Below are 24,100 nucleotides of genomic sequence, written 5' to 3' on the forward strand. Positions count from 1 at the left end.
TTATTTTTGCTGCTTTTGTGTTTATTATTTTCGAAATATGTAAGTTCTATTTCGTTATTGTCGCTATGGATTATTCTTTATCTCAAGCAGCTAGAGGAAGTGCCTATACGAAATATGAATCCTCCAATGTTGACCATAAGAATATTTTCAAGGACTATTTTTTCCAGCAGAATACATTTTGGATAATGTTTATCGATCCAGATGCTATACATGTTGATATAAGTTTCTGTGGCAATGTTAACGATATATTGAAAGATAAATGTTCAGCTAGCTATAGCAATTCAAAAAAACTAGCGCTTTATTCTGTCAGTTATCGCTACAGACCGTTGAAGTTAATCAATAATATGAAATGGTCTGAATCTCTTTTTTTAAAACTTGACCGCTCACTTACTAGAAAAATTGTTTATATGCTTGAGTCATCGAGGTAGATTAATTGAAAATTAACTCATACTTTTCTGATAATAAAGGCAGCATAATTGTCGAGGCGGCATTTATTTTTTCTTTTCTATCAATTATAACTGTAGGGATTATTGAATATGGTTCTTGGTTAGTCATGAAAAGCCAAGTCGAAAGGGTTAATTATTCTATTGCCTCGATTTTCAGGGAGAGGAATGAACTTTATGCGAAAAATGATGTTTTTTCAAATGATGATGTTAAGAAAATTTACGAACTAGCGAAAAATCTAACTTATCATCGTTACGATGAAGGACTTTGTTTACGGGTAGAAGCCATCCATTTCGCAGATAGTGAGGTAAAAAAGATCAATCTTCATCAGAAACTTGAATATGGTTCAGGGTTATGTAAAGAGCTTTCAAACAGTTCGCTTGATAAAAAAATGGAATTCTCACCTTATAGTAATCGTAAAAGGTGGCTACCACTATACCAAGTTTCGTTAATTATCCCTACGCCTAAGGGGTCACTTAATAATCTGTTAAAAGGTGTAGATATTCTTCCTGAACACGTTAGTGCTCATACTATACTCTTAGCGAGGTAGCGATGCTAAAGGTAAGTATTTTTCTACTGCTGTTTTTAACTCAATTTTCATCAGTGGTGTATGCAGCAGTTCGCCACAGTAACGAATGTTACGTTTTTATCGATAGTTCTGTGCCTGAGCAATTGAAGATATTTCATCAGTTCACTGAGGAGTATTACTTTAGTAAAATTCTACAGGATAACGCTAAGGTCACTTTTATCGATATCAGTAATACGTTTATCCCCAATACTTATATTGTACCTATTATCAATGATAGCCAAGGGATCTGGGTCAGGAAATTAAAACCGAAAACATTGCCTACTGTAATTTATATATCTCAGCATAAAAACTCACAGCAGGTAATTACTTCAAGTAGGGAGATTAGAAAATGCTTACAAGCTATGTAGTACGTTTCGTTTCCAGGATGAAACATGAACATGGTGGAGTACTAATCTCATTTGCTGTGCTGTTGCCTCTGCTAATGATTTTAATGGCTTTTGTATTTAATTCTTTAAAAATGTTTATGGCTAAGGCAAAAGTTGGTGACGTCTCGGCAGAGATAGGTTTGATGATCTCTGCAACTAGCGAAGTTGCCAACAATCAAGAGCTTTCGACAGAAGTGCGAAAAACATTAGTCGATTACGTAAAAGAATTTTTTCCTGAAGCGACTAAACTCCCGCTTGTCACGGTCAATTATTCCACGGTTGAAAACGATTTAAATGAAAATTCATTGATGATGACCTATCGTCCATCTATTGAGATAGAGCTACCTTTTCCCTTTTATGATCGCTTATTGAGTGGGGAGGATAAAAATTTTTCAATCGTGTCTTCAGACATTAGTGTTAAAAAGAAAATGTCACAAGCAGTAGATATAGTATTTGTTATTGATTTTTCGGCCTCTCAGCAAGGAGCCGGCTTACGCTTATTAAAAGGAATGTTTAAAGATTTAACCAGTTTTATTTTGAGCAGTAATTCTCACTCAAAAGTAGCTATGGTACCTTTCAGTACTGGGGTCGCGGTTAAATATCCTGAAACCAACCAGCGTGGGGGGGCGAAAGCCGGTTGCAGTATGCTTTTTGTCCCCAAAAAAGAGTCGGCGATAAATTACGATTTTTGGGGAGATAAAGCCTTCGCTAAAAATTATAAAAATTTAAATGAGCAGCTCTATCATATGGATAACTATCGTTATAAATATTACACCGGTAACCTCGCTAAATCGAAACCCACTATGAGTCTTAATCAAGTCCAACGAAATTGGTGCCGTGAAAATGCTTCTTTCGGCTCATCCACTGGTCAAGAGAAGTATACATGTTTCGATAATCGTTTCGTAGGGACAGATCTTGATGGTAGCAAAATTTATTTAGACGATATCTTTACGCAACGTTCACGAAAAATCATTACTGATGAATATACTAAGGCAGTAAAGATTAAAAGCAAGCAACTATCAACACTGACAGTGGAACACGACGATGCTATAGACTACGAAGCAACGCTAAATAAAATGTTCAGCGACGAAGCAATCATCACCTTTCCAATGCTATGGACAGGGATGGAGACATTCAATTATCGACCTTTTGGTAAAATGTGCCATAACGCTGGTTGGTGGGGAGCTAAGGGCGATCTAGCGAGTGCCAAACCGTACTCTTGGTTAATTGAGCTCACCAATAACATTAAAGAACTCGATGAATTCCAAAATATGAATGCACAAGGTTACACTGCAACCGCCTCTGGATTAGTACGTTCAGTCCCAGTTATGATGAAAGGTCGTAATCCTCGAAAAGTGTTTGTTGTAATGTCAGACGGTGATGACAGCTCAGCACCAAAGAAAGTGACAGAACGTTACCTAAAACAGTATAAACTTTGCGATAAGATCAAAAGTGGTATGTTGGATAGAGCAGAAACCAATACTAAACGGGTGGATATCTATTATGTGTCAACGACCAATTCCAAGGTACGCGTAAATAATTGGCAGGATAACTGTACTGGCAAAGGGAATGCTGCGACGGCAGTTAATCGTAATGATGTGGTCAATTTAATCAAAGGTTATCTGAGCGATGAAATCGGTAACTTTACTCATTAAGCATAATTGGGACATGATAAATTAGGTAACTTCTGCGATAATAGTGTTTTTCGAGCTAAAATTGAGTGTCCATGCTTTACCCAATTAATGAAATGTTCCAAACCTTACAAGGGGAAGGATTTTACACTGGCGCACCGGCTATTTTCATTCGTCTTCAAGGTTGCCCCGTGGGCTGCAGCTGGTGCGATACGAAACATACTTGGGAAAAGTATGCTGACCAACAGCAGCCACTTACCAATATTGTGCACAAAGCTGCTGAAAGTGAAGCGTGGGCAGATGCCAGTGTCGAACAGCTCTCAGCCATTATTGCTGAGAAAGGCTGGACCGCGAAACATATTGTTATTACCGGTGGGGAACCTGCCCTCTACGATTTGACACACTTAACTGAGCAATTCGAACAACTGGGTTTCCAGTGCCAAATCGAAACCAGTGGCACACATCCTATCCGTTGTTCATCGGCAACTTGGGTGACCGTCTCGCCAAAAGTTAATATGCGTGGTGGCTACGATGTGTTGAACAGTGCTTTGCTTAGGGCGAATGAGGTGAAGCATCCAGTGGGACGTCAGCGCGATATTGACGCGCTGGATCTTCTGCTCAGCCAAGTCCCACCTTCTACAGAACGTATCATTGCTCTGCAGCCAATTAGCTGTAAGAAGGCTGCGACAGAACTGTGCATTGCGACCTGCATCGCGAGAAACTGGCGTTTTTCAATGCAGACGCATAAATATCTCAATATCGCTTAACGGTTACTCTCCGCGATAGGTACAGCCGGCCGTGCAGGTTTCTTTAATCATCACTGCGCTGAGTAACGGCAGTTTGGGTTTCATTTGTTGCCAAATCCAGACTGCTAGCACTTCGCTGGTCGGGTTCTCTAATCCGTCAATGTCATTCAAATAATGGTGATCTAATCTTTCATAAAGAGGTTTGAAAGCGGCTTTTAATTCAGCAAAATCCATGACCCATCCGGTGTGGGCGTCAACTTCACCAGTAATCTCAAGACGAACAAGGAAAGAGTGTCCGTGCAAACGTCCACATTTGTGCCCTTCGGGGACGTGTGGGAGGAAATGCGCCGCTTCGAATTGAAACTCTTTAAATAAGGTTGTAACTGCCATAGCGTTGATAGAATTCCGCGTTATAGATAGGTGAAAAGGGCTAGTTTAGCGTAAAAGCCAGCGCTTCTCATCCTTTTCACTGCCAACTTACCATATCGTTGCCCATCTTATGGTTAACCAGTTTTATCGATAAGTCTTAGCACTAAAACGAGTTAGTGTATTTAGTTATTTAATATGCTTAAGCTGTCTTTATCAGTAATAATCGTACGGTTACTCTACACTTACTGATATTTTTGCCCTTGGCACTGGAATACGATAAGCAATGACCAATCAAGCCCCTCAGCTGCCGCTTAGCGCGGAGCAACTCGCCCGTTTACAAGACGTCACTCAAGAACTGACATCCCATCAACTCGCGTGGATCTCCGGGTATTGTTGGGGACGTCTTGGCGATTCCTCGGCCGTTTCCAGCAGCCCTGAAACAGCTACCCCAACTGCACCGCCAGTCGAACAACCGAGTGTTACCTTGATTTCTGCTTCACAAACCGGCAATGCCCGACGAGTGGCGGAGCAACTCCGTGACGATTTACTGGGTGTGCAGCTTCAGGTCAATTTGATCAATGCAGCGGATTATAAATTCAAACAAATCGCGGCAGAGAAGATTGTCGTAGTCGTGACCTCCACCCAAGGTGAAGGGGAAGCACCGGAAGAAGCGGTGGCTTTCCATAAATATCTGCATTCGAAAAAAGCCCCCGCATTACCTGATGTGCGCTTTGCTGTCTTCGGATTGGGCGATTCGTCTTATGAATTCTTCTGCCAAGCGGCAAAAGATTTTGATCAGCAATTATCTTCGCTCGGCGCAGAGCGTTTGTTACCCCGTGTTGATGCGGATGTCGATTATGCTCAGGCAGCAGATCAGTGGCGCTCAGATGTCGTCGCGAGCCTTAAAGCGCTGGTCCCGACCAGTTCACCACAGGCCGTTTCACAGGCCGCCTCAGGCACCAGCGATATTGTAGACAGTACGCCATACAGCAAAGAAGCGCCGCTTAGCGCAACGCTTGCGGTCAGTCAGAAAATTACTGGCCGTGAATCTGATCGAGATATTCGCCATATTGAGATCGATATCAGTGAATCGGGATTACGCTATCAAGCAGGCGATGCATTAGGTGTGTGGTTTAAAAACGATCCCGCTCTAGTCAGTGAACTCCTCGAATTGTTATGGATTGACGCAACGGAAACCGTTAGCGTCGAGGGTGCCACCTTATCGATCAGTGAGGCACTGCGTAGCCGTTTAGAGTTAACGGTTAACAGCAGTAAAATCGTTGAAAGTTACGCCCATCTCTCAGCAAATGAAACGTTGCTGGGCTTAGTCAGTGATAAAAGTGCCCTGCAACAATTTGCTCAACAATGGCCTATCGTCGATATGATCCGCCATGCACCGGCACCGCTCACCGCTCAGCAGCTGGTCGAGCTTCTGCGCCCGTTAACGCCGCGTCTTTACTCTATCTCGTCGTCACAAGCGGAAGTCGAAGATGAAGTGCATATTACCGTTGGTGTGGTACGTTACGATATTGAAGGGCGCGCGCGCAGCGGTGGTGCCTCAGGTTATCTCGCCGATCAGTTGCAAGAAGATGATGAAGTTGAGATCTTTATCGAGCATAACGATCACTTCCGCTTACCTGCAGAAGGTGACACGCCGGTCATTATGATCGGTCCAGGTACCGGTATTGCGCCTTTCCGTTCATTTATTCAACAACGGGATAACGATGGTGCTGAAGGCCCTAACTGGTTATTCTTCGGTAACCCGCATTTCACTGAAGATTTTCTCTATCAAGTGGAATGGCAGAAGTATGTTAAACAAGGACTACTCACTCGGATCGATCTTGCTTGGTCAAGGGATCAAGCAGAAAAAGTTTACGTCCAAGATAAACTTCGTGAACAGGGTGAGGAAGTGTGGCGCTGGATTGAACAAGGCGCCCATATCTATGTCTGTGGCGACGCTACCCGTATGGCAAAAGATGTCGAAAACACTTTATTAGAGATTATTGCTCAATATGGTGCGATGGACAGTGAGTCTGCAGACGAATATTTGAGCGATTTGCGCATTGCTCGTCGCTATCAGAGAGATGTCTACTAATGAGTACAAAATATCCTGGCCCTTTAGTCGTAGAGGGTAAACTATCCGATGCTGAGCGTCTGAAGAAAGAGAGTCATTTCTTACGTGGGACCATCAAAGAAGATCTCAATGATGGTCTGACCGGTGGCTTTAACGGTGATAACTACCTACTCATCCGCTTTCACGGCATGTATCAACAAGATGATCGTGACATCCGTGCCGAGCGGACCGAGCAGAAGCTAGAGCCACGTCACGCTATGATGCTGCGTTGCCGTTTACCTGGCGGTATTATTACGCCCCAGCAATGGCTAGCCATCGATCGCTTCGCGGAAGAGAAAACCATCTATGGCAGTATTCGCTTAACTAACCGTCAAACCTTTCAGTTCCACGGTATTTTGAAAAAAAACGTTAAGCCTGTGCATCAAATGTTGCACGAAGTCGGCCTCGACGCTTTGGCAACGGCCAACGACGTTAACCGTAACGTTCTTTGTACCTCAAATCCGGTAGAGTCTGCTCTGCATCAAGAAGCCTACGAATGGGCAAAGAAAATCTCCGAGCATCTGCTGCCACAGACCCGTGCCTATGCGGAAATCTGGTGGGATAAAGAGAAAGTGGCTACCACGGATCAAGAACCTATCCTTGGTGAAACTTACCTCCCTAGGAAGTTTAAAACGACGGTGGTGATCCCTCCCCACAATGATGTGGACCTGCACGCGAATGACCTGAACTTTATCGCTATCGCGGAAGAGGGCAAATTAGTCGGCTTTAACCTACTGGTTGGCGGGGGGCTTTCTATCGACCACGGGAACAAAGCGACTTATGCCCGTACCGCGACGGAGTTCGGTTATCTGCCTCTGGAAAAAGTGTTAGACGTCGCGCAAGCCGTAGTGACAACGCAGCGTGATTGGGGTAACCGTACCGATCGTAAAAATGCGAAAACCAAATATACCTTGGAGCGCGTGGGGCCAGACGTGTTCAAAGCGGAAGTTGAGAAGCGCGCGGGACTCACGTTCGCGCCTATTCGTCCTTATGAATTTACCACCCGTGGCGATCGGTTTGGATGGATTAAAGGGATCGATAATCAGTGGCATCTCACGCTATTTATTGAAAACGGCCGCTTACTTGACTATCCCGGCCGTCCGCTGAAGAAAGGGATTGCAGAGATTGCGAAAATCCACCAAGGCGATTTTCGTCTTACCGCAAACCAGAACTTGATCGTTGCTGGGGTACCTGAAAACCAAAAAGAGGCGATTGAAGCCTTAGCCGTCGAGCATGGTTTAATGGAGAAGGTCACGGCACAACGCGAGAACTCGATGGCTTGCGTAGCATTTCCGACCTGTCCATTAGCGATGGCAGAGGCTGAACGTTTCCTGCCTGGTTTTATTAGTGAGGTGGAAGCGTTAATGACCCGTCACGGTGTGGCCGATGAGGCGATCGTTATGCGGGTTACCGGCTGTCCAAACGGCTGTGGTCGGGCATTACTCGCCGAAGTCGGATTGGTAGGTAAAGCACCGGGACGCTATAACCTCCACCTTGGTGGTAACCGTATTGGTACCCGTATTCCTGCGATGTATCGTGAGAATATCCAAGAAGCAGAAATACTCTCAATCCTCGACGAGCTTATTGGCCGTTGGGCGATTGAGCGTGAACAGCACGAAGGTTTTGGTGATTACACCATTCGTGCAGGCATCGTCCGTGAAGTTGTCGATCCGGCTCGTGATTTTTGGGCCGCAGTGGAGGCGTAATGGCTGAACTCAACCTAGCAGAATTAGTGTTGTTGGATAAAAGTGAACAACAAGCGGCCCTTGCGGCCGTTAATCAGCAACTTGACGCACTAAGTGCTGAAGAGCGAGTGGCGTGGGCGTTAGAGCATCTCCCTGGTCAGCATGCGTTGACCAGCAGTTTTGGGATCCAAGCCGCGGTAAGCTTACACTTAGTGACCCAACAGTCTCCCTCAATTCCGGTGATTTTGACCGATACCGGTTATCTATTTCCTGAGACCTATCAGTTTATCGACAGCCTGCAACAACACTTGCAGCTCAATTTACACGTCTACCGCGCGGCGTTATCGCCCGCTTGGCAAGAGGCGCGCTACGGTAAATTGTGGGAGCAGGGCGTCGAGGGACTTGAGCGGTATAACCAGCTAAATAAAGTGGAGCCGTTGAACCAAGCCTTGGAAACACTGCAGGTGAAAACTTGGTTTGCTGGCTTACGTCGCGAGCAATCGGAAAGCCGCTCACAGTTACAAGTGTTGTCCGTCTCGCGGGGGATCTTTAAGTTCTTACCAATCGTTGATTGGGATAATCGCCAAGTGTACCAATATTTAAAGCAACATGGCCTAAGCTATCATCCCCTGTGGGAACAAGGCTACCTCTCGGTCGGAGATACCCATACCACCCGTAAATGGGAACCGGGCATGCGTGAAGAAGAGACGCGTTTCTTTGGCTTGAAACGCGAATGTGGATTACACGAAGGTTAATGCTTGGTGTTTACCGCGCGCGTGGGCGTCAGCAAGCCACGCAATAATGGCGTGAGAATAGTCACCAGCTGGTGGCTACGCTGTGCCAATCGATGTGGATAGTGCCGCTGGATATAGGCCAAGTTATCTTTGGCGGCATCATCATGTAACACAGATTGCTTCTCGCCAACCGCTAAGGTCGTTAGCTTTCCCGCATTGGATGCGGTGACACGCAGATAGGGGAGTCCCGCTTGTTCGTAAGCCGTCAGCGTCCGAGAGCGGCGACTCGCGAGTTGCGCGGTCATTAATTGAATAGCATGTTGCTGGGCGATCGTTTTGGCTCGGTCTGTCGTTTGTTTACGCACCGCTGCCGCCGTGGTATTACCACTGAGGAAAGCGAGATGCTTACCCGCCACGATATTCTCAATATCTACCACTAATAACGTGTTTTTACGTTGGTCAGCAGATAGACGTTGCAGATAGGTATTTATCCCTTGGTGGGGCGGCTGGGTTCCTCCCAATGCGACAAAACGTAGACTGTATTCATGATGATGAGCGGCTAAATGCTTAGCTAATTCCAACATGACGCCTAAGCTGGCTGCATTATTATCGATCCCCTGGAAAGTAAGGCCGCCAACATTGTGCCGCCGCTGTTGCGCAGTGTGGGACTGTGGCGTATCGATATGGGTGATGACCAGTATTTCTTCAGCAAGTTTTCCGGGCTGTTCGGCGACTACTGAGGTGGCGGAGAGCGGACGCTCGGCGCCGGGGTCGTGACGAATCTGCGTTCGATAGCCTAATTGACTAAACTGTTGTAACAGATATTCAGCGGTCAAAAATTCTGCTGGCGTACCCGACATCCTGCCGGGAAAATAGGTGGCAATATAGCGAGTGTGTTGTTCAGCCACCTTACCTAAACTTGAGTCAGACTCGGCATAGCCGGTGAATGGGGTAAGTGAAACGCCGAGGCACAGGGCTACCAAGGCCGATTTACTTTTCAATAAACGTAACATTTTTAATGGGTTCCACACAGTCGCTTGCGCAGATAATAGCATTAATTACCGCAGGGGCATTCAGCTAATTATCTGAATTATCCCGCCGCAGCCTTAAGCAAAAAATTCGCTAAGCTTATTCCATAAAGTTACTGCTCATTCCAAAACAACATTTCATCATTAGGCAATTAAGCTTATATAGTTTAGCCATTGAAAGACTAACTTTACCGAGTGTGTGTGGACTACTTACCGCTGTTTGCTGAATTAAAAAACCGCCCCGTTCTGGTTATTGGCGGCGGAGAAATTGCATCGCGAAAAATCGATCTGTTACTTCGCGCGAACGCTATCGTCCATATCGCCGCTCGTGAACTCTCGGAAGAGGTTAGCGCGCTGGTTAATGACCAAAAAGTCTTATGGATAGCTAAAGAGTATCAGGCGTCATATATCGATCAGGTCTTTTTCGTAATCGCCGCCACCGACGATTCGGTATTAAATGAACGGGTTTACCAAGATGCCCAACGTAAATTCAAATTGGTCAATGTGGTCGACGACCAAGCCCGTTGTAGCTTTATCTTCCCCTCAATTGTCGACCGCTCACCGGTTATTGTCGCGATCTCCTCTGCCGGTACTGCACCGGTACTGGCTCGATCGCTACGCGAGAAAATTGAGACTTTACTGCCCGCACGGTTAGGCGATGCTGCACAGCTTGCCGGTCAATGGCGCGATCGCGTTAAGCAGCGTTTCCATCGGATGGCGGATCGTCGCCGCTTTTGGGAGCGTCTGTTTAATGGAGAATATTTACATCACGCCACAGCAGGCAATCTGCCTCAGGCCGAAAAGCTGCTTGCAGAGAGCTTAGACGATCCCATTTCAGCGCGCGGAGAAATTTATCTGGTCGGTGGTGGGCCAGGGGATCCTGGGCTATTAACCCTACGTGGTCTACAAGTTATGCAGTTGGCCGATGTGGTGCTCTATGACCACCTCGTCAGCGAAGAGGTCCTCGATCTTGTCCGCCGTGATGCAGAGCGTATTTGTGTCGGTAAACGCGCTGGCGCTCATTCAGTCCCGCAAGAAGAAACTAACCAATTATTGGTCACCTTGGCGTTACAAGGTAAAAAAGTCGTGCGCTTAAAAGGCGGCGACCCCTTTATTTTTGGGCGAGGCGGCGAAGAACTTGAAGCCGCGGTAGCGGCGAATATTCCTTTCCAAGTGGTGCCCGGCATTACTGCAGCAGCAGGGGCTACCGCGTATGCAGGGATTCCGTTGACCCACCGCGACTATGCACAAAGCGCGGTATTTATTACCGGACACTGCCGTAAAGATGGTCGGGAGCCAGATTGGGCGGCGTTAGCCTTAAGCGATCAGACCCTCGCCATTTACATGGGCACGGTGAAAGCGGCAGAAATTAGCCGTCGTCTAATCGAACATGGACGCGCCGCCGAGACGCCAGTTGCCGTGATTGGGCGAGGTACTCGCCAGAATCAACAGGTTTTAACCGGGCGTCTTGACCAGCTCGCAGACTTAGCGGCCGCAGCGCCTAAACCAGCATTAGTGGTGATTGGCGAGGTCGTACACTTACATAAGCATTTAGCCTGGTTTCAGAAGTCATCCGCGTCGATGACTCCCTCTTCAGCGCTTACACCCATTATTTGAGGTATCGTATGGACCAACAACGACTGACTCACCTGCGTCAGCTTGAAGCAGAGAGTATTCATATCCTACGCGAAGTGGCGGCAGAATTTTCCAACCCGGTCATGATGTATTCGATTGGTAAAGACTCTTCGGTGATGTTGCACCTGGCTCGAAAAGCTTTTTATCCCGGTAAATTACCTTTTCCGCTGTTGCATGTTGATACCGGCTGGAAGTTCAAGCAAATGTACGAATTCCGTGACCGTACCGTCAAAGAAATTGGCGCGGAGTTGATCGTGCATCGTAACCCTGAAGGGGTGGCGATGGGGATCAATCCTTTCGTCCATGGCAGTGCCAAACATACCGATATCATGAAAACCGAAGGGTTAAAGCAAGCATTAAACAAATATGGATTTGATGCGGCTTTCGGTGGCGCTCGCCGCGATGAAGAGAAGTCTCGAGCTAAAGAGCGTATTTATTCGTTCCGTGATCGTTTCCATCGTTGGGATCCTAAAAACCAACGGCCAGAGCTGTGGCACAACTATAACGGCCAGATCAATAAAGGCGAAAGTATTCGTGTGTTCCCGCTCTCTAACTGGACCGAACTCGATATCTGGCAATACATCTTTTTAGAGAATATCGAGATTGTCCCTCTTTACTTGGCCGCTGAACGTCCAGTGTTAGAACGCGATGGCATGTTAATGATGATCGACGACGAGCGTATTGACCTACAGCCGGGTGAAAAAATTGAACAGCGTAAGGTCCGTTTCCGTACCCTAGGATGCTGGCCGCTAACCGGTGCTGTCGAGTCTTCGGCGGAGACGTTACCGGAAATTATTGAAGAGATGTTGGTGTCCACGACCAGCGAGCGTCAAGGGCGGGTTATCGATCGCGACCAAGCCGGATCGATGGAAATGAAAAAACGCCAAGGTTACTTCTAAGGATCTGATTATGAATAATGCATTAGCACAACAAATTGCCGATCAAGGTGGCGTCGAAGCCTGGTTGACCGCTCAGCAACATAAAAGCTTATTAAGATTCTTAACATGTGGCAGTGTCGATGATGGCAAAAGCACCTTGATTGGCCGTCTGCTACATGATACCCGTCAAATTTACGAAGACCAGCTATCGTCACTGCACAATGACAGCAAGCGACATGGTACTCAAGGCGAAAAGCTCGACTTAGCTTTACTGGTCGATGGTTTACAAGCGGAGCGCGAGCAAGGTATCACCATTGATGTCGCTTACCGCTATTTCTCCACTGAAAAACGTAAGTTCATTATTGCCGATACTCCCGGACATGAGCAGTACACTCGGAATATGGCAACCGGCGCATCGACCTGTGATTTAGCTATTCTGTTAATCGATGCGCGTAAAGGCGTACTCGACCAAACGCGCCGCCATAGCTTTATCTCGACGCTATTAGGGATTAAGCACTTAGTCGTGGCGGTGAATAAGATGGATTTGGTTGACTATAACGAGATGACGTTCAATGAGATTGTTCAGCAATACCTCGATTTTGCAGAGCAATTACCAAAAGACCTTGATATCCGTTTCGTTCCAGTCTCTGCCCTAGAAGGCGAAAATATTGCGGCGAATAGTCAACATATGCCGTGGTACAGCGGTCCGACACTGCTTGAAATTCTTGAAACGGTTGAGGTGAAAAGAGTGGTAGAAGGGCAAGCGATGCGCTTCCCTGTGCAATATGTTAACCGTCCAAACCTTGATTTCAGAGGCTATGCCGGGACAGTGGCGTCGGGCACCGTGACAGTTGGACAAGCGATAAAAGTCTTACCGTCGGGTGTGAGCAGCCGTGTGGCGAAGATCACCACGTTCGATGGTGACTTACCTCAAGCTTCTGCAGGCGAAGCTGTGACGTTAGTGTTAGAAACGGAAATTGATATCTCGCGCGGAGATCTCTTGGTTGATGGCGATGCGCAATTAAGCCCGACTCATGCCGCCGAAGTGGATGTGGTATGGATGGGAGAGAATGCGTTACAGCCTGGCCAAAGTTATCAAATCAAAGTTGCCGGTAAAACGGCGCGTGCGGTGGTCGATGAAATCATTCATCAAGTGAATATCAATACGTTAGCCACCAGTGAGGCGCAGAGTCTTCCGCTTAATGCTATTGGGCGTGTGGCCTTAACCTTCGATGAGCCATTGATGCTAGATCCTTACGCAGAAAATCCGGTGACCGGCGGTTTAATCTTTATCGATCGACTCAGTAACGTCACCGTCGGCGCCGGTATGGTCTATCAAACTCGTAGTCTTGACGCGGCGCAGTCAACCGGACAATTCAGTGCTTTTGAGCTCGAACTTAATGAACTGGTCCGTAAACACTTCCCGCACTGGGACGCTAAAAATTTACGAGATATCCTGAAATGAGTCGGCAAGCTGACAATATTGTGTGGCATGAACATGCTGTAACGCCAGCAATGCGTGAAACGCTGCACCGCCACCGCGGTGCAGTGATCTGGTTTACAGGACTTTCCGGATCGGGTAAATCCACGCTATCCGGTGCTGTTGAACAGGCTCTTCATCAATTGGGGATCAGTACCTTTCTTCTCGATGGCGATAATGTCCGCCAAGGGTTGTGCCGAGATCTTGGGTTCAGTGATAACGATCGCAAGGAGAATATTCGTCGTATCGGCGAAGTGGCAAAGTTGATGGCTGATGCTGGACTGATTGTCCTTACGGCCTTTATTTCACCGCACCGCAGTGAGCGACAGCTGGCACGTGAATTAATTGGCGAAGAAAGATTTATCGAAATATTTGTCGATACCGCACCTGAAATTTGCGAAGCCCGAGATCCGAAAGGCCTCTATCGCAAAGCGAGAGCAGGGGAAATTAAAGACTTTACAGGGATTGGTTCTGGCTATGAAGCGCCACTCTCACCTGAGTTACGGGTAGATGGCGAACAATTGGTTACAAAACTGAGCGAGCAGATCATCACTCTGTTACGTGAGCGCGCTATTATCGTAGCTTAACCCTTTAAGGATAAGTTACGATTGCTATGCCAGAGTTGCCAGACCCCGTTATGACGCGCCCCCCGTTACATAAAGAGTGGCCCTCAACGCTCGTTGCGGGGGGCTGCTTTGGTCTATTTTCTTATTTCCTCGCGATACTTTCCCCCTTCATTGCGTTCGGGGCCAGCGTGCTGTTTTTTTTCCTCTATACTTGGCCTTTCTTTTTGGCTTTATTACCTGTAGCTGTCTTCTCCGGGATGGCGATTTCGGTTTGGCAACAACAGAAGATCTTCTTAACTTTTCTGCTGACATTGCTGCTAGTCAGTGGCAGTTTTTGGGGACTCTTTTATGCCTTTGTCGGCTGGTAAAGCGATGGCGAGTTGACTGCGTGGTCTAAAAGTTTTCAGAAAACGCTGACTTGCGACAGGTTACAGTGGAGTCGAACGCTAACTTGTGGGAAGATTAGCGAATCTGTTGGGGGGAAGGATGGGAAAACTCACTTTATTGCTACTTATTTTACTGGGATGGTTACAATACTCATTGTGGCTCGGTAAAAATGGACTCCATGATTACAGTCGCGTCAGCGAAGAAGTTACGCAGCATCAAGATGCTAATGCCAAATTAAAAGCGCGTAACGACCAACTGTTCGCTGAAATTGACGATCTCAACGGTGGTTCTGAAGCCATTGAGGAACGTTCTCGAGACGAACTCGGGATGATTCGTCCTGGTGAAACCTTCTTTCGCTTAGTGCCTGAACAGAATCGTAACGCCGTTAATAATCCGGCATCAGGACAATAACAACGACGAAAATCAATGATGACAACCGTTTCGACTACGGGAATTATTGCTGTGGTTCCTGCCGCCGGCATTGGCAGCCGCATGCAATCCTCTTGCCCAAAGCAATATCTCTCTATTGGTTCCAAAACGCTTCTTGAACACAGCATCGCAGCGCTAATTGATCATCCAGCGATAAAGCGGGTCATCGTTGCGCTGAATCCTGAGGACGACCGTTTTCAACAATTACCCATTGCGCGTGATCCACGCGTCGAGACAGTGGTCGGTGGCGCAACCCGTGCAGAGTCGGTATTAGCGGGCTTAGCGGTCATCACCGACCAAACGGCTTCTTGGGTGTTAGTGCATGACGCTGCGCGTCCTTGTCTCGCCTTTCAAGACCTTGAGCGGTTAATTGCGTTGATCCATCACTCGGCGGTAGGAGGCTTATTAGCCACCCCTGTTAAAGATACGATGAAGCGGGCTAAGGCTGGCGAGCAGTGCGTAAAACATAGCGTAGAACGTGTCGACCTCTGGCATGCGTTAACCCCTCAATTATTCCCACTTTCGCTACTGAAACAGTGCTTGCAGCACGCACTAGAACAAGGCAAAGAGATTACTGACGAAGCCTCAGCCTTGGAATTAGCGGGTTATCAGCCAATACTCGTAGAAGGGCGTAGCGATAATCTAAAAGTGACTCGCCCGGAAGATCTCACCTTGGCGGGCTTTTATCTTTCTCAAAAAAACCAATAGGAGCATTGTTATGCGTATTGGCCACGGTTTCGATGTACATGCTTTTGGCGGGGAAGGTCCCCTAATCATTGGCGGCGTTCGTATTCCCTTCCCACAAGGTTTTCTTGCTCATTCTGATGGCGACGTTGCCCTTCATGCATTAACCGATGCGCTGCTCGGCGCTGTCGCGCTAGGCGATATTGGTAAACTCTTCCCAGACACCGATCCCACATTTAAAGGCGCGGATAGTCGCGGACTTTTGCGTGAAGCTTGGCGGAGAATTCAAGAGAAGGGTTATGCAATAGGGAACGTTGATGTGACTATTATTGCGCAAGCACCAAAGATGCTGCCGCATATTCCTCAGATGCGTATTAATATTGCCGAAGACTTGGGCTGCCACATGGATGATGTCAATGTTAAAGCCACTACCACTGAGAAGCTTGGGTTTACTGGTCGTGGAGAAGGAATCGCCTGTGAAGCCGTCGCATTACTGGTAAAGGTTGACGGATAATGGAATCGACTCCGCTACAATGGTTACTCGGTAAGCCTACCGCTACGGGAATTATTAAACAGTCAGCAAGTGACTTCCGCGTTATCGAAGATCTTGGTTATACTGCTGATCAGCACGGTGAGCAGTTATTGATTCGGCTACGTAAAACCGGCTGTAATACCCGTTTTGTCGCAGATGCTTTAGCAAAGTATTTAAAGATTCCGGCTCGAGAAGTGAGTTATGCGGGAATGAAAGATCGTCATGCCGTCACCGAGCAGACTTTCTGTGCGCGCTTACCGGGTAAAGAAATGCCAAGCTTTGATCGTTTTGCCTTGGAAGGGGTGGAGATTTTAGAAGTGGCCCGTCACCAACGTAAAGTGCGAATTGGTGGTTTAGCCGGTAACTTTTTCGAACTGATCGTGCGCGATATCAGTGATATTGCTAGCGTCGAGCAACGCTTGGTCGCCATTGCTCAACAAGGTGTCCCAAACTATTTTGGTGAACAACGTTTTGGTCGAGACCGCCATAACCTGACGCTCGCTCAACAGTGGGCATCGGGTGACATACGGATTAAAGATCGTACCAAGCGCGGCCTGCTGCTTTCCGCAATACGCAGTGATATCTTTAACCAAGTTACCAGTGCACGTCTGGCTGCACAATCCAATCTGTCGACGCTTTGGGTGGGAGATTGCGTACAGCTAACCGGACGGGGCAGCTGGTTTGTGGTAAGCGAAGACGAATTTAGCGAAACACAATCTCGTGTACAGCAGGGTGATTTACGCATCACCGCGCCGTTAGTCGGTAAAGGTAATACAGTGGTAACCGGTGCTGCCGCGGACTTCGAACAACAGCAATTAGCAACGCAACAGGCCTTTATCACGCTGCTTTCTTCTGAACGTGTCGATGCAGCGCGCCGCGCAATGCTCGTTTGTCCGCGCGATATGACTTGGACATGGCTTGAGGGCCAGCATTTACAGCTTAATTTCTGGTTGCCAGCAGGCAGTTTTGCAACCAGTGTCGTGAGAGAACTCGTATTACAGGGAGAAATGATTGAGGATCCTGCTGAGTAATGATGACGGTGTCTTAGCACCGGGTATTCAACGTTTGGCGCAAGCACTGCGTAATGTCGCAGTGGACGTTCGTATTATTGCTCCCGATCGCAACCGCAGTGGGGCATCGAGCGCTTTGACCCTCGATATGCCGCTGCGCACTTATCGTCATGAAAATGGCGATATTGCGGTGCAGCAAGGGACTCCCACCGATTGCGTGTATCTCGGCGTCAATTGTTTAATGGCCCCTGCGCCAGATATTGTGATCTCAGGGATTAATGCGGGTCCTAACCTTGGCGACGATGTGATCTATTCAGGCACGGTGGCCGCGGCAATTGAAGGGCGTCACCTGGGCTTACCGGCACTTGCGGTATCATTAAATGGTACAGTCCACTACGACACTGCCGCCGAAGTGACTTGCCAGATTTTGGCTATACTGGCGAAACACCCGCTGCGGCTAAGTCCGGTCTTGAATATCAATGTCCCGGATCTCCCCCTGGCGGAGATTAAGGGCTGGAAAGTGACACGCTGTGGTTATCGCCATCCGGCTAATCAGGTGATCACTCAACAAGACCCGCGTGGTGAAACGCTCTATTGGATCGGGCCACAAGGCAAGCCTCAGGATGCGGGCGAAGGGACGGATTTTGATGCGGTCGAACAAGGCTATGTTTCCATCACTCCCTTAGGTATTGATCTCACTGCATACCCTGCAGTCTCCCAATTATCAGAATGGTTAGGGAATGTTGAGGGCCAAGTCACATGCTAAGTCGGCGTGTAGAGATGTTACTTGATTATTTACGTCAGCATGGCATTGCTGATGAGTCGATATTACGTGCGATTTCGCTCGTGCCACGAGAGCAATTTGTCGATGAGGCATTTGAGCATAAGGCTTGGGATAATAACGCACTGCCTATCGGCTATGGTCAAACGATTTCGCAACCCTATATGGTCGCGAGGATGACGGAACTATTGGGCTTAACACCTTTCTCTCGGGTGCTCGAAATTGGTACGGGTTCAGGTTATCAGACCGCGATTTTAGCCAATTTAGTTGAACATGTTTACTCGGTTGAGCGAATCAAAGGCTTACAGTGGGCGGCCAAACGTCGGCTTAAAAACCTCGATTTGCATAACGTCTCGACACGTCATGGTGATGGTTGGCATGGATGGGTCTCTCGCGGACCTTTTGATGCCATTATTGTGACCGCAGCGGCGCCCGAGATCCCGCTTGAGCTGGTGGCACAGTTAGCCGATGGGGGAGTGATGGTGCTTCCCGTTGGCGAGGAACAGCAATTTTTACAGCGTATCCAACGCATTGGTGAAGAGTTCACCGACGATATGATAGAACCCGTACGGTTCGTCCCGTTAATTCCAGGTGATCTGGCTTAACGTTTTCCTTACATCGTCTCATAGCCTGTCTTGGCGTTGCCTGCTACTATTGGACGATAATTTCATTTAGGTTGTTTACAGTCCGAATGAGGATAGTACAACCACTAGTCGTCAGCCTTATGGGGGAATGAATGAGCAAAGGAAGCAACAGTATCAAGTATCGCCAGATGGCGCTCGCCTCATTGATTGCTGCCACTTTGGCAGGATGTAGTTCAGAGAGTACCAATTCACAAGCCCCAATCACTGCTATTGGGGCCAGTGGCGGAGCGCCAGCAGGCTCCACTCAGCGTGCCGTTGTGCAGTATCCATCGACATCGTCTACTGTTCAAAGTGCGCCACGCTCAATAGCCGCTCAACCCGTACAGGCACCTCAACCGGTGATGCCAGTCCAGTCAAGCCAACCAGTGCAGTCTACGCAGCAGCCGGTCAGTAGCCAGCCCGTGAAGCTACAAAACGGTAAAATTGTCTATAACCGTAATTATGGGAATATTCCTAAGGGTAGTTATAGTGGCAGCACCTACACTGTTAAGCGCGGTGATACATTATTTTATATCGCATGGATTACTGGTAACGATTTTCGCGATCTTGCACAGAAAAATAATATCGCAGCCCCCTATAGCTTGAATGCTGGCCAAGTCCTCCAAATTGGTAATGGTGCTGGACAACCCATCACGGGTCCTAATGAAATTAGTAAAGCAGATAACATCTCTACTAACAACAATAGTGCAAATAATGTTCAGAGAACCGTTCCCAAAGAGGTTGCACAACAGCCAATAGTTACGTATTCTGAAGATACAGACGAACAAAGCAGCAATAATTCTGCTCAATCAGGCAGTAAATTATTACCGAGCAACGCTGCTGCAGCCGGAAGTGCCGCCGCGCCGATTGTGGCGCCGACCACCACTCCGACCGTTAGCAGTACGACCAGTTCTGCGCCGATTACTACGTGGCGTTGGCCGACAAAAGGAAACATTATTGATGGTTTCTCGGCGTCGGAAGGTGGAAATAAGGGCATCGATATTGCTGGCTCTCGTGGCCAAGCAGTAGTTTCTACAGCAGCAGGTAGAGTTGTGTATGCAGGGAATGCATTACGCGGTTACGGTAATCTGATTATCATCAAACATAATGATGATTACCTCAGCGCCTACGCCCACAACGACACGATGTTGGTAAGAGAGCAGCAAGAAGTCACTGCCGGTCAGAAGATTGCTACCATGGGTAGCACTGGGACGAGCTCGGTAAGATTGCACTTTGAAATTCGTTATAAAGGAAAATCCGTCAATCCGTTGCGTTACTTACCGCAGCGATAGATGCAGGGCCTTCTGGCTCTGCTAGGACCAGGAGGCATCAAAATGAGTCAGAATACGCGTAAAGTTGAAGAGTTGCATGATATTGACTACGACGATCAACAGAATGTAGCTTTTGAAGAGCAGAATGCGACCAGCGATTCTAAAGATGATTATGAAATTTCTAGCGCAGAGGAAGAACTCTTCTCGCCGAATTCGTCCCAACGGGTCCTGGACGCTACGCAACTTTATTTAGGTGAAATTGGTTTCTCGCCGCTGCTTACCGCAGAAGAAGAGATCCTCTTTGCAAGGCGTGCGCTACGTGGGGATGTTGCCTCCCGTCGCAGAATGATCGAAAGTAACCTCCGCTTGGTGGTGAAGATCTCACGTCGTTATAACAACCGTGGCTTACCTTTACTCGACCTGATCGAAGAAGGCAATCTGGGGCTGATCCGCGCAGTGGAGAAGTTTGATCCTGAGAAGGGCTTCCGTTTCTCTACCTACGCGACCTGGTGGATCCGTCAAACGATCGAACGGGCTATCATGAACCAGACGCGTACCATTCGTCTGCCTATCCATATCGTTAAAGAATTAAATGTGTATTTACGTACTGCACGTGAATTGACGCAAGTTTTGGACCACGAGCCAACTGCTGAAGATATTGCACAGAAATTGGATAAGCCAGTCGAGGATGTCAGTCGAATGCTTCGCCTTAATGAACGTATCGCTTCAGTTGATACGCCTATTGGTGGTGATTCAGAAACATCATTACTTGATATGATTTCTGACGATGACGACAACTCGCCAGAGTATACCAACCAAGATAACGATATGAAGCAAAGTATTGTTAAATGGTTGTACGAGCTGAATGCGAAACAACGTGAAGTGTTAGCACGTCGTTTCGGCCTGCTGGGATATGAGCCAGCGACATTGGAAGATGTCGGCCAAGAGATCGGACTTACTCGCGAACGTGTTCGTCAGATTCAAGTTGAAGGTTTACGCCGCCTGCGCGAAATCTTAGAAGCTCAAGGTCTAAGCCTTGATGCGCTGTTCTTGTGATTGACCGCTTCGTGTAAAAATAGCCATCGTAAGATGGCTTTTTTTATGTCTAAGAGTTAGATCAGCGTTTTGAGGCGATAGATCCATTCCAGCGCTTGGCGAGGACTAAGCGTATCCGGATCGAGTGTCTCTAACGCTTCGATCGCCGGTGAGGTCTCTTCAACAAGTAAAGACAGTTGATTCGTCTCCGCCCCAGAGATGGGAGCATGGGTCGGCTGAGCCTCCAGTTCACGTAATTTTTGTCGAGCGCGTTTAATAACCTCTTTCGGGACACCGGCTAATGCCGCGACGGCGAGTCCGTAGCTCTTGCTGGCCGCTCCTTCACTGACTGTATGCATAAAGGCAATACTCTCGCCATGTTCCCGGGCGTCGAGATGAACATTCTCGACGGCGGTAAGTTGCTCAGGCAGCGCCGTCAGTTCGAAATAGTGGGTGGCAAACAGTGTCAGTGACTGTAACCGGCTGGCAAGATTTTCCGCGCAGGCCCAAGCCAGCGATAATCCATCATAGGTCGAGGTGCCTCGACCAATCTCGTCCATCAGCACCAAGCTATTACGGGTCGCATTATTGAGGATATTGGCTGTTTCGGTCATCTCAACCATAAAGGTGGATCGTCCGGAAGCCAGGTCGTCGGCGGCCCCTACACGAGTAAAGATCCGATCGATTGGGCCGATCGTCACGGCTTCAGCCGGAACGTAGCTACCCACCCAGCTCAATAACGCGATTAACGCGGCTTGGCGCATATAGGTACTTTTACCGCCCATATTAGGACCGGTAATGATGAGCATGCGGCGTTGCGGCTGTAACGTTAAGGGGTTAGCAATAAAGGGTTCTTTAAGAACCTGTTCAACCACCGGATGACGACCTTGGGTGATTTCGATCCCTGCTTGGTCGGTCAATTGCGGGCAGACATAATGCAAGGCTTCCGCGCGTTCAGCCAAGTTGGTCAACACATCCAGTTCCGCTAGCGCGGCCGCACTCTGTTGTAAGTCAGCAAGATGCGGCAACAGTTGATCAAAAAGTTGCTCATAAAGCGCCTTCTCCAAAGCCAAGGCTTTACCTTTAGAGGTCAGCACTTTATCTTCATACTCTTTAAGTTCAGGGATAATGTAACGTTCAGCATTCTTGAGGGTTTGACGGCGAACATAGTTAATCGGCACTAAGTGACTCTGTCCTCGACTGACTTGAATAAAGTAGCCGTGTACCGCGTTATAGCCTACTTTTAAGGTATCAATCCCTAATCGATCGCGTTCCCGAATCTCCAAGCGATCAAGATAGTCTGTTGCCCCAGCCGCTAAGGCTCGCCATTCATCCAACTCTTCATGATAGCCCTCAGCAATCACGCCGCCATCCCGTACTAATACCGGGGGCGTCTCGACGATTGCCTGGTCGAGTAATTCACAAAGTGCGCTAAATTCGCCACTGCGTTCCGCTAATATTTTCAGCGAAGGGCCAGAAGTCTCGGCCAGCAGTGCTTGAATATCAGGAAGCTGATGAAAGGCATGGCGCATACGCGCTAAGTCTCGAGGGCGCGCTGAGCGTAACGCTAATCGAGCAAGGATACGCTCCAAGTCACCGATTTGGTGGAGTAGCGGCTGGAGCGATGCGGTTAACGGCTGTAGTTCGCCAATTGCCTGCTGACGAGCGGTAATTATTGCGACATCGCGCAGTGGTGTATGCAACCAACGTTTCAGCATCCGGCTGCCCATCGGCGTCACCGTGCGGTCTAGTACCGAGGCTAGCGTATTATCGCTCCCCCCTGCGAGATTTTGGGTGATTTCTAAATTTCTACGCGTGGCGGCATCCATGATAATGCTGTCTTGCTGACGTTCCATGGTAATACTGCGTAGGTGTGGCAATGCCGTACGTTGGGTATCTTTAGCGTACTGCAATAGGCAACCTGCTGCGGGTAAGGCAAGTAGGGCTTGCTCTACACCAAAACCTTGTAAATCGCGGGTACCAAACTGTAAAGTCAGTTGTTGGCGGGCGGTGGAAAGGTCAAATTCCCAGAGCGGACGACGGCGTAGGCCTCGGCGCTGTTCAATTAAATGAAAGGCGGCAAAGTCTTCAGGGTAGAGAAGCTCAGCAGGATTGGTGCGTTGCAACTCTGCTGCCAGTGTTTCCTCGCTTTCCGCTTCAGTTAATAGGAAGCGGCCAGAACCAATATCCAATGTGGCAAAGCCGAAGCCTTGTGGTGTTTGATACACGGCGGCCAGCAGATTATCTTGGCGTTCATTTAATAAGGCTTCGTCGCTAATTGTTCCCGGCGTGACGATACGTAACACTTTACGTTCAACCGGGCCTTTACTTAGCGCGGGATCACCGACTTGTTCGCAAATCGCGACCGATTCTCCCATCTGTACCAGCTTGGCGAGATAACCTTCGACCGCATGATAGGGAACGCCAGCCATCGGAATAGGCTGTCCTGCGGAAGAGCCCCGTTTGGTTAATGAGATATCGAGGAGTTGAGAAGCCCGTCGTGCATCATCAAAAAATAACTCATAAAAGTCCCCCATCCGGTAGAACAGTAAGATATCAGGATGCTCAGCTTTCAGGCCGAGATACTGCTGCATCATTGGGGTGTGGGCGGCTAAATTTACGTTGTCATTGGTCGACATGAGTTATATTCCATTGATTTAAGGCTAAAGTGATTTTTTTTTATTCTTATGGCGTATCACTTAGCTTTTTAAAATTACCCAACGCTACTTTCAGTATTGGGTCTAAAGCGGATTAGGGGGCAAGTGTACTGAATTAAGACAAAATCCACACTGCGTATGACAAGTATTTTAGCTTAGTCCTCAACACGTTGTCGCAGATAAAAATGAGAGATTTATCGAAAACCTGTCGTGTAATGGGCTTCCTAACATTTTCCGTTTGGACTGATGAAGGGAGATTACAGGTAAAAGATATTAATTAACGATAACCATTGTTATCGTTGGTTTTATGAATTGATACCGTTAGTCACGCAGTATGAGTGGCTATTCATCGTAGGGGGTTAAGGTTATTAGATATTGGGCATGCATTGTAAATACTGCTGAAATTCTGCAAGCGGGTGACACGCCCA

23 protein-coding genes are annotated in these 24,100 nt (G+C 47.9%); 20 read left to right on the plus strand and 3 right to left on the minus strand.

The window, feature by feature from the left end:
- From MKR94_RS02440 to queE, 4 genes are all read left to right on the plus strand, one after another.
- The coding region (locus MKR94_RS02440) for a hypothetical protein (protein ID WP_241645310.1) at positions 1-428 on the plus strand (428 nt) is incomplete at its 5' end.
- Positions 429-433: 5 nt separating this feature from the next.
- Entirely contained in the window at positions 434-994 is a 561-nt protein-coding gene (gene tadF, locus MKR94_RS02445) for a tight adherence pilus pseudopilin TadF (protein ID WP_241645311.1), read from the plus strand.
- Positions 995-1,361: 367 nt separating this feature from the next.
- A complete protein-coding gene (locus MKR94_RS02450) occupies positions 1,362-3,053 on the plus strand; it encodes a TadE/TadG family type IV pilus assembly protein (protein WP_241645312.1) in 1,692 nt (563 codons plus the stop codon).
- A 71-nt stretch (positions 3,054-3,124) separates the two neighbouring features.
- The gene (gene queE, locus MKR94_RS02455; RefSeq protein ID WP_241645313.1) at positions 3,125-3,796 is read left to right on the plus strand and encodes a 7-carboxy-7-deazaguanine synthase QueE; all 672 of its coding nucleotides are present in this window, start codon (positions 3,125-3,127) and stop codon (positions 3,794-3,796) included.
- Between the two features lie 3 nt (positions 3,797-3,799).
- Here queE and queD read toward each other — a convergent pair whose 3' ends face one another.
- The gene (queD, locus tag MKR94_RS02460; protein WP_241645314.1) at positions 3,800-4,165 is read right to left on the minus strand and encodes a 6-carboxytetrahydropterin synthase QueD; all 366 of its coding nucleotides are present in this window, start codon (positions 4,163-4,165) and stop codon (positions 3,800-3,802) included.
- 262 nt (positions 4,166-4,427) lie between these two features.
- Here queD and cysJ point away from each other — a divergent pair, with 262 nt between their 5' ends.
- Genes cysJ through MKR94_RS02475 form a run of 3 tightly spaced genes read left to right on the plus strand, consistent with a single transcriptional unit; the run spans position 4,428 to position 8,697 of the window.
- Positions 4,428-6,239 carry an NADPH-dependent assimilatory sulfite reductase flavoprotein subunit gene (gene cysJ, locus MKR94_RS02465; protein ID WP_241645315.1) on the plus strand — a complete coding sequence of 604 codons (1,812 nt, stop codon included), beginning with the start codon at positions 4,428-4,430 and terminating at the stop codon, positions 6,237-6,239.
- The gene (gene cysI / locus MKR94_RS02470) at positions 6,239-7,963 is read left to right on the plus strand and encodes an assimilatory sulfite reductase (NADPH) hemoprotein subunit (protein ID WP_241645316.1); all 1,725 of its coding nucleotides are present in this window, start codon (positions 6,239-6,241) and stop codon (positions 7,961-7,963) included. The genes cysJ and cysI overlap by 1 nt, the downstream gene beginning before the upstream one ends.
- A complete protein-coding gene (locus tag MKR94_RS02475) occupies positions 7,963-8,697 on the plus strand; it encodes a phosphoadenylyl-sulfate reductase (protein ID WP_241645317.1) in 735 nt (244 codons plus the stop codon). The genes cysI and MKR94_RS02475 overlap by 1 nt, the downstream gene beginning before the upstream one ends.
- Here the strand turns inward: MKR94_RS02475 and MKR94_RS02480 are convergent.
- A complete protein-coding gene (locus MKR94_RS02480) occupies positions 8,694-9,731 on the minus strand; it encodes a M28 family peptidase (RefSeq protein WP_241645318.1) in 1,038 nt (345 codons plus the stop codon). The genes MKR94_RS02475 and MKR94_RS02480 overlap by 4 nt on opposite strands.
- Positions 9,732-9,905: 174 nt before the next feature.
- Between MKR94_RS02480 and cysG the strand changes: the two genes are divergently transcribed.
- The 13 genes from cysG (at position 9,906) to rpoS (ending at position 21,036) form a co-directional block, all read left to right on the plus strand.
- Entirely contained in the window at positions 9,906-11,321 is a 1,416-nt protein-coding gene (cysG, locus tag MKR94_RS02485) for a siroheme synthase CysG (RefSeq protein WP_241645319.1), read from the plus strand.
- 8 nt (positions 11,322-11,329) lie between these two features.
- Positions 11,330-12,238, plus strand: a complete 909-nt coding sequence (gene cysD / locus MKR94_RS02490; RefSeq protein WP_048912566.1) for a sulfate adenylyltransferase subunit CysD — start codon at positions 11,330-11,332, stop codon at positions 12,236-12,238.
- A gap of 10 nt (positions 12,239-12,248) precedes the next feature.
- The gene (gene cysN / locus MKR94_RS02495) at positions 12,249-13,682 is read left to right on the plus strand and encodes a sulfate adenylyltransferase subunit CysN (protein WP_241645320.1); all 1,434 of its coding nucleotides are present in this window, start codon (positions 12,249-12,251) and stop codon (positions 13,680-13,682) included.
- A complete protein-coding gene (gene cysC / locus MKR94_RS02500) occupies positions 13,679-14,284 on the plus strand; it encodes an adenylyl-sulfate kinase (protein ID WP_241645321.1) in 606 nt (201 codons plus the stop codon). Before cysN ends, cysC begins: the two co-directional genes overlap by 4 nt.
- A gap of 26 nt (positions 14,285-14,310) precedes the next feature.
- Positions 14,311-14,631 (plus strand): DUF3561 family protein, encoded by a 321-nt coding sequence (locus tag MKR94_RS02505; RefSeq protein ID WP_241645322.1) that lies wholly within the window; start codon positions 14,311-14,313, stop codon positions 14,629-14,631.
- A gap of 118 nt (positions 14,632-14,749) precedes the next feature.
- Positions 14,750-15,061, plus strand: coding sequence for a cell division protein FtsB (gene ftsB, locus MKR94_RS02510; protein ID WP_241645323.1), 312 nt, complete (start codon positions 14,750-14,752; stop codon positions 15,059-15,061).
- Between the two features lie 15 nt (positions 15,062-15,076).
- Positions 15,077-15,787: a 2-C-methyl-D-erythritol 4-phosphate cytidylyltransferase gene (gene ispD / locus MKR94_RS02515; protein WP_241645324.1), complete on the plus strand. Its 711-nt coding sequence runs from the start codon at positions 15,077-15,079 to the stop codon at positions 15,785-15,787.
- Between the two features lie 10 nt (positions 15,788-15,797).
- A complete protein-coding gene (gene ispF / locus MKR94_RS02520; RefSeq protein ID WP_241585576.1) occupies positions 15,798-16,277 on the plus strand; it encodes a 2-C-methyl-D-erythritol 2,4-cyclodiphosphate synthase in 480 nt (159 codons plus the stop codon).
- Entirely contained in the window at positions 16,277-17,326 is a 1,050-nt protein-coding gene (gene truD / locus MKR94_RS02525) for a tRNA pseudouridine(13) synthase TruD (protein ID WP_241645325.1), read from the plus strand. Before ispF ends, truD begins: the two co-directional genes overlap by 1 nt.
- Positions 17,307-18,071 carry a 5'/3'-nucleotidase SurE gene (gene surE / locus MKR94_RS02530; RefSeq protein ID WP_241645326.1) on the plus strand — a complete coding sequence of 255 codons (765 nt, stop codon included), beginning with the start codon at positions 17,307-17,309 and terminating at the stop codon, positions 18,069-18,071. Before truD ends, surE begins: the two co-directional genes overlap by 20 nt.
- Complete coding sequence (locus tag MKR94_RS02535; RefSeq protein WP_048912557.1) at positions 18,065-18,691, plus strand: protein-L-isoaspartate(D-aspartate) O-methyltransferase; 627 nt, start codon at positions 18,065-18,067, stop codon at positions 18,689-18,691. The genes surE and MKR94_RS02535 overlap by 7 nt, the downstream gene beginning before the upstream one ends.
- Positions 18,692-18,822: 131 nt before the next feature.
- On the plus strand, positions 18,823-20,001 hold the full coding sequence (gene nlpD / locus MKR94_RS02540; protein WP_241645327.1) for a murein hydrolase activator NlpD: 1,179 nt from the start codon (positions 18,823-18,825) through the stop codon (positions 19,999-20,001).
- 42 nt (positions 20,002-20,043) lie between these two features.
- A complete protein-coding gene (rpoS, locus tag MKR94_RS02545) occupies positions 20,044-21,036 on the plus strand; it encodes an RNA polymerase sigma factor RpoS (protein ID WP_241645328.1) in 993 nt (330 codons plus the stop codon).
- Between the two features lie 56 nt (positions 21,037-21,092).
- Here rpoS and mutS read toward each other — a convergent pair whose 3' ends face one another.
- Positions 21,093-23,654: a DNA mismatch repair protein MutS gene (mutS, locus tag MKR94_RS02550; RefSeq protein WP_241645329.1), complete on the minus strand. Its 2,562-nt coding sequence runs from the start codon at positions 23,652-23,654 to the stop codon at positions 21,093-21,095.
- Positions 23,655-24,100 lie beyond the last annotated feature (446 nt).

Source organism: Rosenbergiella metrosideri, assembly GCF_022602565.1.
Classification (GTDB): Bacteria; Pseudomonadota; Gammaproteobacteria; order Enterobacterales; family Enterobacteriaceae; genus Rosenbergiella; species Rosenbergiella metrosideri.